This is a genomic window from Pricia sp., from assembly GCF_041745955.1.
Classification (GTDB): domain Bacteria; phylum Bacteroidota; class Bacteroidia; order Flavobacteriales; family Flavobacteriaceae; genus Pricia.
The window spans coordinates 1-2,482 of the sequence record NZ_JBGTHY010000292.1 but is presented as its reverse complement, the minus strand read 5'-3'; the positions used below and the strand labels follow the sequence as shown (position 1 = coordinate 2,482).

General features: G+C 44.2%; 4 protein-coding genes and 1 pseudogene. 1 reads left to right on the top strand and 4 read right to left on the bottom strand.

The window, feature by feature from the left end; genetic code table 11:
• Positions 1-159, top strand: a pseudogene (locus ACEW8S_RS10700) (ATP-dependent Clp protease ATP-binding subunit ClpX); the annotation flags it as partial.
• Here ACEW8S_RS10700 and ACEW8S_RS10695 read toward each other — a convergent pair.
• From ACEW8S_RS10695 to ACEW8S_RS10680, 4 genes are all read right to left on the bottom strand, one after another.
• Positions 160-723, bottom strand: coding sequence for a hypothetical protein (locus ACEW8S_RS10695; protein ID WP_373518143.1), 564 nt, complete (start codon positions 721-723; stop codon positions 160-162).
• A 268-nt stretch (positions 724-991) separates the two neighbouring features.
• Positions 992-1,288 (bottom strand): hypothetical protein, encoded by a 297-nt coding sequence (locus ACEW8S_RS10690; protein WP_373518142.1) that lies wholly within the window; start codon positions 1,286-1,288, stop codon positions 992-994.
• A gap of 30 nt (positions 1,289-1,318) precedes the next feature.
• Entirely contained in the window at positions 1,319-1,570 is a 252-nt protein-coding gene (locus ACEW8S_RS10685) for a hypothetical protein (RefSeq protein WP_373518141.1), read from the bottom strand.
• Positions 1,571-1,601: 31 nt separating this feature from the next.
• Positions 1,602-2,482 (bottom strand): GH3 auxin-responsive promoter family protein (locus ACEW8S_RS10680; protein WP_373518140.1); only part of this gene is annotated, 881 nt, incomplete at its 5' end.

Below are 2,482 nucleotides of genomic sequence, written 5' to 3'. Positions count from 1 at the left end.
TTGGGCGCTCGGGGCCTGCGATCGCTCTGTGAGGCTATTTTTACCGATGCCATGTTCGAAATGCCCAGTACCGATGACACCGAGTTCAAGGTTACGAAGTCTTATGCCGAAGATAAGCTGTCGTATGAAACCATCAAGAAGTTGAAGGCCGTATCTTAACTAGACCACTTTCTCTTTTTCGTTTCTGACCGCTTGTTGTGTGACCAATCGCAACAGATCTAAACAGACTTTTTGAATGACCTTTTCGTCGGTATACATAGTGTGGCCAAAACCTTTGATCAACTCCCCTTTCACACCCGCTTCATCGTACCAAACGGATTTGGGCCGGTAGATATCATTGTCACCGAACAGCGCAGTGGTAGGGCATTCAGGACTTTTGTTCTCGATGCGGATACGGGTCGATGAGACCGTATAAAGCGATTTCATGGGCAGCCCCATAAGATTAGCCTTCCAAGCGACCGTACCGCCCGTACTAAAACCTAGATAGTGTGCCGGTTCTTTTTCCTTTTTTAAAAGATGCATGGCGGCAGTCTCGATACCCCCATTTACGAAAGCCCGATGAATATTTTCCTCAGTATGTACCAGCACGTCCAGATGCGCCAGTTGCTGGCAATCATAAAAGGTGATGTCGAAGTGTTGTTGTAGATATCCCAGATAAGAAGTAATCCAGAGTCCTTTTTTTACGCCCCACATATCGGATACGATTACAAGTCTTTCTGCCATAATGATACGTTTAGATTAGCTTATATTCCCACCTTTTATACCTTGGGGAATATGTTCGGTAAAGTTTGAACAGCTAATCTCTACATTTAACTACAAATATCCGCAATTATTTGTTCATATGTTGCAATTCTTCGATGTCGGCACTATTAGAACCTTAAAATTCCCAATCCAATCGGCTATCAGAATTTTGTTACTGCCAAAAAATACGGTACGGACGCATTCTTTTTCAAGTGGGACTTTTGTGTCCAAAACACTTGTTAAAATATTGCTAAAATTTTTTCCCGATGGCTATTCCTACCATTGGTGAAAATTTCACCTTGATTGATGTATTACCCTTCTTACCCCCACTTCCGGTAAGGATTGGGGAGAAGTCCGCTTTCCATAGCCAATCCCCATTCCTACCGAAATATCTTCGAAAACCTATCGAAGCTATACCGTTATGCCTGCCCCGGTGTCCGTTTTTAAAATCCTCGGCAACGTTTATCCATGTATAGCCCAATCCGGTCTCCAAATAATTTCGGCCGGTCAAATTGAACAGATATCGTACCCTGATAGGGACACTCAACCTTATGTCGGGAAGATTTTGAAAAACTCCCTAAGGGTCATCCCTGTCGCTATATTCTTCTAGCACGGCAGCCCCGAAACCAAGTGAGACGCCGAGACCGGCCTCCTTCGAAAGCTGTCTTTCATAATTCACGGAGCCGCCTTGGGCATTGCCCGCAAGTTCAAAAAATATGGCATTTTTTTGTCCAAGCCCCTCGTGGGCATTAGTAAGGGTCAGAATTAAAATAAGGCTTCGTATGATTTGAACCTTGCCAAAAACGAAACTGATTACAATTGATCGCATTTTTCAAGTTTTAAAATTTACCCAAACCGTTTTAACTCTGGTTCATTCGGAGCAATTCTTCGATGTAGTCCCTTTTATTTGATAATCTAGGAATCTTATGTTGCCCGCCCAGCTTATCCTTAGATTTCAACCAATCGTAAAATAGCTGCTGCCGCGCTACATGCACCATAGGCATTTTCAGGGTTATGTTATTGTACCGTTTCGCCTCATAATCAGAATTAAGTGCTTTTAGGGCATTGTCGAACATTTCGATAAAATAATCGAGATCCCCAGGCGGTCTTCGGAACTCGATGATCCATTCATGGGCTCCTTTTTCGTTGCCTTTCATAAATATCGGTCCGGCAGTGTAATCCTTAATTTCCGCAGCGGTTTTTTGACAGGCCCTCTTCAAAGCCTCCTCGGCGTTTTCGATGATAAGCTCTTCGCCGAATACGTTGATATGATGTTTGGTCCGGCCCGTCACCTTGATACGATAGGGATCGGTCGACGTGAATCGCACGGTATCACCGATCTGGTAGCGCCAAAGTCCCGCATTGGTCGTAATAATAATCGCGTAGTTCGTGTGCATCTGCACTTCCCAGAGCGGAATCGCCTGTTGCGCGGCGGTGCCAAAATCGCTCATGGGCATGAATTCATAGAAAATACCGTAATCGAGCATCAACAGTAGTTCATCGGAATTGTTCCGGTCTTGAATGGCAAAAAATCCCTCTGACGCGTTATAAATTTCGTAATACCTGAAATTTTTTCGGGGAAACAGTTTACGGTATTGTTCTTTATAGGGATTAAAACTTACCCCTCCGTGAAAATAGACCTCGAGATTTTCCCAGACCTGAAAAATATGATCCTTTCCGGTTTCCTCGATAATCTGGTTGAGCAGCACCAACATCCAAGAGGGAACACCTGCCAAGCTGG

What these genes read in the sequence shown, in the direction of transcription:
- ACEW8S_RS10685 (WP_373518141.1), bottom strand. Translation starts at nt 1,570, where the DNA reads ATGCGATCAATTGTAATCAGTTTCGTTTTTGGCAAGGTTCAAATCATA.
- ACEW8S_RS10695 (WP_373518143.1), bottom strand. Translation starts at nt 723, where the DNA reads ATGGCAGAAAGACTTGTAATCGTATCCGATATGTGGGGCGTAAAAAAA.